This is a genomic window from Micromonospora endophytica, assembly GCF_003236305.1.
GTDB classification, from domain to species: Bacteria; Actinomycetota; Actinomycetes; order Mycobacteriales; family Micromonosporaceae; genus Micromonospora; species Micromonospora endophytica.
The window spans coordinates 1-8,194 of sequence record NZ_POTX01000257.1 but is presented as its reverse complement, the minus strand read 5'-3'; the positions used below and the strand labels follow the sequence as shown (position 1 = coordinate 8,194).

Sequence of the window (8,194 nt, the reverse complement as noted above, 5' to 3'; positions counted from 1 at the left end):
GAGGTCGGGTGGGGAGGCGGTTCCGGAGCCCGCAGAGGACCGGAACGGGGTCAGTCCTTCAGAAGCTGCCGCGCCATCACGATGCGCTGCACCTGGTTGGTGCCCTCGTAGATCTGGGTGATCTTGGCGTCGCGCATCATCCGCTCGACCGGGTAGTCCCGGGTGTAGCCGTAGCCGCCGAGCAACTGCACCGCGTCGGTGGTGATCTCCATCGCGGCGTCCGAGGCGAAGCACTTGGCCGCCGCGCCGAAGTAGGTCAGGTCGGCGTCGCCGCGCTCGGACTTGCCGGCTGCGGCGTACGTCAACTGCCGGGCCGCCTCCAGCTTCATGCCCATGTCGGCGAGCATGAACTGGACGCCCTGGAACTCGGCGACCGCCTTGCCGAACTGCTTGCGCTCGGCGACGTACCCCTTGGCGTAGTCGAGCGCGCCCTGCGCGATGCCGAGCGCCTGGGCGGCGATGGTGACCCGGGTGTGGTCCAGGGTCTTCATGGCGGTGGCGAAGCCGGTGCCCTCGGCGCCGATCATGCGGTCCGCCGGGATCCGCACGCTGTCGAGGTAGACCTCGCGGGTCGGGGAGCCCTTGATGCCGAGCTTCTTCTCGGGCGCACCGAAGCTGACCCCGGGATCGGACTTCTCGACCACGAAGGCGGAGATGCCCCGGGATCGGGCGGCCGGGTCGGTGACGGCGAAAACGGTGTAGAACTCGGAGACGCCGGCGTTGGTGATCCACCGCTTCACGCCGTTGAGCACCCAGTGGTCGCCGTCACGCACCGCCCGGGTGGTCATCGACGCAGCGTCGCTGCCGGCCTCCGGCTCAGAGAGGCAGTACGAGAACATCGCCTCACCCGCCGCCACCGGGGTCAGGTAGCGGCGCTTGAGCTCCTCGGAGGCGGCCAGCAGCAGTGGCATGGTGCCCAGCTTGTTCACCGCTGGGATGAGCGAGGACGAGGCGCAGGCCCGGGCCACCTCCTCGATCACGATCGCGGTGGCCAGCGCGTCCGCACCGGCCCCGCCGTACGCCTCGGGGATGTGCGGGGCGTGGAAATCGGCGGCCCGCAACGCGTCGTACGACGCCTTGGGAAACTCACCCGTCTCATCGGCCTCGGCGGCGTGTGGAGCCACCTTCGCCGTACAGACCTCGCGGACGGCCTCCCGGACCGCCTCGTGCTCCTCGGGCAACCGGTACACGTCGAACGACTGCTCTGCGGCCATGTCGACCCCTCCCCTTCACCGCTATCATCCGCAGTCGGTAGCGTCACTCGGACGTCCACCGCGCAGACTGAAGGATAGCGACACAGCTCCTGTGATGTTACCGGCGCGTAGGCTCGGCCCTGACGGAATACCGACGCCGCTCAGCGACGATTAAGAGACTGAAGACCAGCCCTCCGGCGCCTCGCCAGGCGTCGCAGCGAAACGCGACGCGACCACGCGCCGCCAGTGCGAGCGGAGATGACAGGCGTGACCATCCCGTACCCGAACACCCAGCCGATGCCCGCCATCGCCTCGGTGACACCCCCGTCGGGCTCCTCCCGTCCCCGGGTGACCTTCCTCGGTACCGGCTATCTCGGCGCGACCTACGCCATCTGCTACGCCGAACTCGGTTACGACGTGCTCGGGTTCGACGTCGACGCCGACAAGATCACAAAGCTGAACGCCGGTGAGGTGCCGATCCACGAGCCGGGCCTGGACGAGCTACTCAAGCGCAACCTGGCCGCCGGGCGGCTGCGGTTCAGCACCGACATCGCCGAGACCGCCGAGCACGGCGACGTGCACTTCATCTGCGTCGGCACCCCCCAGCGCGCCGACGGCATGGGCGCGGACCTGTCGTACGTCGAGGCGTCCGTCACCAGCCTGGCCCAGCACCTGACCCGCAAGGCACTCATCGTCGGCAAGTCCACCGTCCCGGTCGGCACCGCCGAGTGGGTGGAGCAGCTGGTCGGCAAGCACAGCCCGGCCGATCTCGGGGTCGAGGTGGCGTGGAGCCCCGAGTTCCTCCAGGAGGGCTTCGCCGTCGACGACGTCCTGCGCCCCAACCGGATCGTGGTCGGCGTCAAGAGCGAGTGGGCCAACGGCATGCTCTACGCCGCGCACAAGGGCGTGTTCGACCTGGCCGCCACGGAAGACCGCGAGGTGCCCCTGGTGGTCACCGACTTCGCCACCGCCGAGCTGGTCAAGGTCGCCGCCAACGCCTTCCTCGCCACCAAGATCTCTTTCATCAACGCCATGGCCGAGGTCTGCGAGGCCTCCGGCGGCGACGTCACCCAACTCGCCCGCGCCATCGGCTACGACCCCCGCATCGGTAACCGCTTCCTCCAGGCCGGGCTCGGCTTCGGCGGTGCCTGCCTGCCCAAGGACATCCGCGCTTTCCAGGCCCGCGCGCAGGAGCTGGGTGCCGGTGAGGCGCTGCGCTTCCTGCACGAGGTCGACCTGATCAACCTGCGCCGCCGGACCCGCGTGCTCCACCTCGCCGCCGAACTGCTCGGCCGCCGCGCCGGCCCCGCCGGCCCGGACCTCTCCGGCACCCGCATCGCCGTGCTCGGCGCCACCTTCAAACCCAACACCGACGACGTACGCGACGCCCCCGCTCTCGCCGTCGCCGCGCTGTTGCACAAGGCCGGCGCCGACGTGCACGTCTACGACCCGCAGGGCGTCGAGAACGCCCGCCGGGCGGTACCGGAGCTGACCTACGAGGCCGGCATCAGCGAGGCGGTCGCCGGTGCCGACCTGGTCTGCGTACTCACCGAATGGGCCGACTTCCGCAACGCCGACCCGAGCGTCCTCGGCGACCTGGTGGCCGGGCGGCGGGTCGTCGACGCCCGCAACTGTCTCGACTCTGCGCTGTGGACGCAGGCGGGTTGGGAGTACCGCGGTCTCGGCCGACCCTAGTTTTTCGCGATGAGGATTTCCCGGCGGCCGCTGAGCGCGTGTGGATGGCGGCTCAGCGGCTGACCCGCCGATAGCTGTCGAATTCCCGGCTCATATTGGGCATGCTGCGACAGTGGGAATCCACAGTGCGGGCGGAGGGGTGTCGTGGCGACCTTTCAGTGCTCCTCGTGCGATCGGGAGATCAAGCCGGCGGTCCGCTGCCCGCGCTGCGGTGCCCACCAGCCACAGTGGGCCGAGCACCTGGCGGAGATCGAGCGGTCCATCGCGGAGATGAAGGCCCGCGAGGCCGCCATCGCCAGCGAGCAACGCCAGCTCGCCGCCAAGATGCAGGCGGCGCTCTTCCAGCGCGACATCCTCGCGCACGCCGGCAGCAGCGGCGAGGAACGGCTCAAACAGGCGACCCGGCCGCGCCGGGTGATGCGGCGCCGGCCACCACGCCGGCCACCGTCCGACGGCGCGGCCCCACCACCGAAGAGCCAGCCGGCCGACGACGCGGCCGCACCACCGAGAAGCCAGCCGACCGAAGACGCGGCCGCACCGCGGAGCCGGCCTGCCGACGGGGCCGCCCCACCGCCGAAGGTGCCCCGGCAGGGTGCCGCCGCCGGTGCGGAGCCGCCACCTGTGGATGCCGTCTGGTTGACCGCGGACGACCCTGAACACCCGCCGGAGGCGTCCTCGCGGGAGGTCCAGAACATCCCCCTCGGTCTCGGCGCGCTGCTGCTCGGCGTGGCCGCGGTGGTCTTCGCGGTGGTCGCGACCAGCTCGATGGACGCGCTGGCCCGCCTCGGCATCCTGCTGCTCGCGACCGTGCTCATGCTGATCGCCCCGCCGGTGCTGGCCAGGCGGGGGTTGACCTCCACCGCCGAGACCATCGCCGCGGTGGGCCTGCTGCTGATGCCGCTGACCGGGTACGCCCTGTGGGCGGTGGACCGGATCGGCGGCGGTGCCACCGGCAGCGTCTTCGCCGGGGTGATCTTCGCGGTCACCGCCGCCGTCTCCGTCGGGTACGCCCGCTGGACCCGACTGCGCGCTCCCCGGTTCGCCACCGTACTGGCCGCCCAGCCGGTGTTGCCGCTGCTGGCGTACGAGCGGGTCAGCGGCCCCACGGGCTGGGCGCTGGTGCTGACCGCGGTGGCCGTTCTCGACCTCTGGCTGGCCCGCTCCCCGGTCACGGTGGAGCCGTCGCGCGTCGGTGAGCCGACCACGACGCGGCCCGGCGGAACGCGTCCGCCCCGCCAGCGGCAGACCGAGGGGCGGCCCGAGGGCGCACCGGAGGAAACCGGCGAGGTGCTCGACCCCACCGTCGGCACCCCCAGCGCCCCGCCCACTCGTGCGGTGCCGGGGCTGCGGCAGCTGACCTGGGCACTGCACGGCGTCGCGGTGGTGCTCGCCCTCGCGTACGCGGTGACCGCCCTGCTCCAGGCCACCACAGTGGCCGGTGCGACCGGCGCCGGCCTGGTGCTGCTGCTGGCCGCTGGCGCCTGCCTCGCCGGCACGCTGACGCTTCGGCGGCCACCCCTGCCCGACATCGGCGCCGGCGTGCTCACTCTCGCCGTCATCGGCGCCCTGGGCCGGATCGCCTCGGTCGCGCTGCCCGGCCGCTCGCTGCTGCTGATCGCGGCCGTCATCACAGTCACCGGTCTGGCCGTACGCGCCATTCCGGAGTCCGCCCGACGCGGCCCGCAACTGGCCGCCGCGGTGGCGCTGACGGTCAGCGGGGTGGTGGTCGCCGGCGGTGCCCTCCGCGCCGGGCTCGCCCCGATCCAGGCCGCCCTGCCGGCCTGGAACGCCGACCTCGACCGGTACCCGGCGGAACTGGCCGCGGCGGTCGGACCGGCCGCCTGGCAGCTCGCCGCCAGCGCCTTCCTGCTGACCGTGGCCGCGGTACTGGCGCTGCCGCCGGAGATCCGCCGCGAGTTCGCGGTCACCGGTGCCGCCCTGACCGCCCTCGCCGTGCCGGCCTCCTTCGGCCTGACCTGGACGGTGGCACCCTGGCCGATGGTGTTGACCGCGATCGGGATCGGAGCGATCGGCCTGTCCGCCCGGACGATCCGGGCCGCCCTGGCGCACGCGATCGCTGCCGCCGTTGTCGGGTTGGCCGGCGCCGGTGCCGCCCTGGCCCGGCCGGGGCTGACCGCCGCCGTGCTGCTGGCTCTCTTCGTGGCCGGTGCGGTGATCGCCGCAGCGCCACGGATCCGCCTCGCGCCGGCCACGGCCGACACCGTCTCGGCCTGGGCCGCTGGCGGCGCGGCCTTCGCGCTGCCCGGGGCGGTGGCCGCGTTCGTCGCCGCCACCCTGCCGGTCGATCCCACGCCGACCCCGGCGAGCCTGCGCGAGGCGACCGTGCCGGTGCTGGCCGCGAGCTTCCTCGCCGTCTGCGTCACACTCGGGTACGCCGCCATCGTCCAGGTGTCCCAGCGGCACATCCCGGTGCCCCTCTCCGTCGGCACCGGCCTCGGCGCGCTCGTGGTCGCCGCCGCCGGCTTCGGCTCGCCAGGCGCCACCGTGGCCGACGCCTGGGTCGCCGCGTTGTTGCTGGTCTCGGCCGTACTCCTCTTCCTCGCTCCGTCGATCGACGCCGGCCGGCGGTCCGACGTGACATTCGACGGCTCCGACCTGGCGGCCGCCGCGGTCACCGCCGCGCTGGTCGCCACCCTGCTGCGGATCGGCACGGTGCTCGTACCCGGCGGACAACTCGCCGTCGCCGCCGCGTTGGTCCTGGTGGTCGCGGTGGCCGCGCGGGCAATGCCAGAGGAGTGGCGCCGGGGGCCGGTGCTCGGGCTCATGATCGGCGGCGTGCTGATCGGGCTGCTGGCCGGCTGGATGGCCCTGCGTGGCGGCGTGGGTGTGCTGGCCACCCCCGGTCCGATCTGGAACGGTGACCTCAGCGGCTGGCCGGCCGCGCCGACCGGCGGCACCACCTGGCAGGGGCCGATCGCTCTACTCCTGCTGGCTCTGGCCGCCGGCATCCTGCTGCCGCCGCCCTGGCGCTACGACGTGTCGGGCGCGGCGGTCGTGCTGGCCACCATCGGCGCCCCCGCCGCCTTCAACCTCTCCTGGTGGTCGCCGGTCCTGATCGGCAGCATGGTCGCCGCCATCCTCGGGATGACCGCCGTGGCCACCATCGACCCCCGGGGCGCGCTCTCCCGGATCACCGCCGCCGGGGTGGTCGCCCTGCACGCGGCCGGCGCCGGGCTGGTCCGCCCCTGGACCACCGCGCTGGCGCTGACCAGCATCGTGCTGATCGGCGCGGTGGTGGCGGCGCTGGCCCGGGTCACGGCCACACCTCTCGTGGACGACATCCACGTCGAGGGCATGCCGCCGCACCTGGCCCAGATCGGTGGCGCGGGCGTGGGCGCGGCCCTGCTGGCGTTGCCGGGCGCCATCGCCGCCCTGGCCGCCGAGTTCGGCCACCCACCTCAGGTGCTGCTGACCGCCGGCCTGGCCGCGTCCAGCCTGGGCCTGGCCGTGGTGGCCGCGTTCCGCCGGCAGGTGCCGCAGTACCTGCCCTGGGCCAGCGCCGCAGTGGTGGCCGGCGCGACCGTGACCGCGCTGGCCGCCGTGCCAGTTCACCTGCCGATCGGCGTCTACGCCGCCGCCGCAGCCCTGCTCGGGGTACTCGCCGAACTGGTCCGGGGGGCGACCGAGCCGCCGGCCGGCGCGGCACAACCGGTCCGCCGCTGGACCGTACTGCTCGACGGGGCGCTGCGACGGCTGCCCGACGACGGCACCCGACGCCGGTGGCGGATGAGTCCGGCGGCCGGCGCGCTGGCCGCCGCCGCCCTGCCGACCCTGCTGGCATTGGTCTCCATCGCCCCGGCCTTGCGGGCCGCGCTCGTCGACCCGCACCGTACGCTCAACCGGATCTGGCAGGGCCCGCCGCCGGAACTGCTCAACCCGCCGCCCACGGCGGTGAACCCGACGCACGTGCTCACCGCGTTCCTGCTCACCGTGACAGCGGCGCTGGCGGCCACCGGGTTCAGCGGTGGCCGGCGCACCCGGGCGGTGCCGGTGGTGCTGCCCGGCGCCGCGATCACCCTGTTGATCGCCCCGATCGCGCTGGGCGGCGGTTGGCCGGCGAGCACCCTGGCGGCGCTCACGGTGTTCGTCATCTCGATGCTGGGGCTGGCGTTGACGCCTCCCCCACCCATCGAGGAGCCGGCCCGCTCGTTGCGACTGGCCCGGGTGCTGGTCTTCGTGATCGGCCTCGCCGCCGGTGGCGCCGGCCTGGCCGGCAGCCTCGCCACCCGGGAGCTGACCCTGTTCACCCTCGGCGGCGGAGTCGGCGTCGGCGTGGTCGCGGCGCTGTTCGGCACCACCTCCCGGGCCCGCATCCTCGGTTGGCTGTTCGCCTCCCTGAAGGCACAACTCTTCGTGCTCACCGCGGGCCTGGTGGCCGGGCTCGCCCCGGTCTGGTCCGCGTTCGGGGTGCTCGCGGTCGGCGCGGCGTTGCAGGTGTTCGCCGCCACCCTGCCCCGCCTGCGCCGACCCGAGGCGCGGCGCGAGGCCGCGACCGTGGAGTGGAGCGGGTACGCCGCCGCACTCATCGCGCTGGCGCTGGCCTTCGACTCGCCACGGCACATCGCTGCCCTGCTGGCCGCCTGGGGTGCCGTTCTCGGGCTCGCGGCGACCCGACCGGGCCGCCGCCCGGTGGAACGACGGATCCTGTTCTGGGCGGTGGTGGCCTGCGAGATCACCGCCTGGTGGATCCTGATGCGGGTGGCCGACGTGGCGCTGCCCGAGGCGTACACCCTGCCCTTCGCCGCGCTGGCGCTGCTGGTCGGGGTCCTGGAGTTGCGGCAGCGGGCCGACATGAGCAGTTGGGTGGCGTACGGTCCGGCGCTGGTAGCCGCCTTCGTGCCCACCCTGGCGATCGTGCTGGCCACCGATTCGAGCACGTTGCGCCAGGTGTTGCTGCTGCTCGGTGCGGTGGCGGTACTGGTCTTCGGCTCGATGAGTCAGCAGCAGGCCCCGGTGATCATCGGCGCGGTGGTCACCGCCATCACGGCAGTGCACGCGTTGTTCAGCCTCGGGCCGTGGCTGGCGTTGATCCCGGTCGGCTTCCTGCTGCTGATCCTCGGTGCCAGCAACGAACGCCGCCGCCGCGCCCAGGAACGTCTCCAGACCGCCCTACGCGGCATGCGCTAACCCACCCGCCACTCGCCACGCCAGGTTGATCATGAATTTATTGCCAAGGAAGGCGCTTGCCCCTGGCAATAACTTCATGGTCAACGCGAGAAGCGGGTGGAGGCAGCGACGTGGATGGGCGGTTTGGGGTGTGTGTCGGGTTCGGGAGCGTGGTCGGG

Annotated in this window: 3 protein-coding genes; 2 read left to right on the top strand and 1 reads right to left on the bottom strand. The window is 73.2% G+C overall.

The window, feature by feature from the left end; genetic code table 11:
- Nucleotides 1-50 precede the first annotated feature (50 nt).
- On the bottom strand, nt 51-1,214 hold the full coding sequence (locus C1I93_RS25845; RefSeq protein ID WP_111245888.1) for an acyl-CoA dehydrogenase family protein: 1,164 nt from the start codon (nt 1,212-1,214) through the stop codon (nt 51-53).
- 246 nt (nt 1,215-1,460) lie between these two features.
- On the opposite strand from C1I93_RS25845, the gene C1I93_RS25840 reads away from it, so the two are divergent.
- Together C1I93_RS25840 and C1I93_RS25835 are read left to right on the top strand one after the other, a co-directional pair.
- Nucleotides 1,461-2,888: a UDP-glucose dehydrogenase family protein gene (locus C1I93_RS25840; RefSeq protein WP_111245887.1), complete on the top strand. Its 1,428-nt coding sequence runs from the start codon at nt 1,461-1,463 to the stop codon at nt 2,886-2,888.
- A 144-nt stretch (nt 2,889-3,032) separates the two neighbouring features.
- Entirely contained in the window at nt 3,033-8,036 is a 5,004-nt protein-coding gene (locus tag C1I93_RS25835; protein WP_111245886.1) for an SCO7613 C-terminal domain-containing membrane protein, read from the top strand.
- Nucleotides 8,037-8,194 lie beyond the last annotated feature (158 nt).